We start from the raw sequence: 706 nt of genomic DNA, 5'->3' as shown, positions 1-706 counted from the left end.
ATCAAGCGATTAGTGGTCTTCCCCGCGGCGGATACCACCACCAGATCATTCTCGGCAGAGTATTCTTTGAGAATATCGGCCACACGTAAGTAACATTCAGGGTTTGCTAAGCTGCTGCCACCAAATTTATGTAACTGACGTTGTACACTCATTTTTTAGTTCTCCTATTACTGAGCAGCTTTTACAAAGGCTTGATCGAGATCGGCAATCAGGTCTTGTGCATCTTCTAAACCCACAGACAGACGAAGCAGCTGATGCGACACGCCCGCTTCCGCTAACGCCTCTTCCCCCATGGCTCGATGCGTCATAGATGCGGGGTGACAAATCAAACTCTCCACGCCACCAAGCGACTCTGCAAGAGAAAACAGTTCGAGCTCTTTAACAAACACTTTAAGTTGCTCAAATGAGCCTGCAAATTCAAAGCTCAACATAGACCCAAAACCCGACTGCTGCTTTTTCGCGATTTCGTGACCAGGGTGATCTGGCAAGCTCGGATGGTAAATCTTCGCGACCAAAGCCTGCTGTTGTAGGTAGTTGAGTACGTGTTGAGAGCTTTCTTCGTGCACTCGCATACGGGCGCCCAAAGTGCGGATCCCACGCAACGTCATGTAACTATCGAAAGGCGTACCCGTGGCGCCAATACAGTTTCCCCACCATGCAAGTTCTTCTGCGTGCGCTTCTGTTTTGGTGATCACCACACCACCAA

General features: G+C 49.6%; 2 protein-coding genes. Both read right to left on the bottom strand.

Annotated features, from left to right (window positions below; genetic code table 11):
- Positions 1-152: hypothetical protein (locus R7093_RS25570; protein WP_318147064.1), on the bottom strand; the 152-nt coding region annotated here is incomplete at its 3' end.
- 15 nt (positions 153-167) lie between these two features.
- Positions 168-706 (bottom strand): PLP-dependent transferase (locus R7093_RS25565; protein ID WP_318147063.1); only part of this gene is annotated, 539 nt, incomplete at its 5' end.

It is taken from the genome of Vibrio sp. 1580 (genome assembly GCF_033340055.1).
The sequence above is the reverse complement of the archived record's forward strand: the minus strand, read 5'-3'. Positions and strand labels throughout refer to the sequence as shown.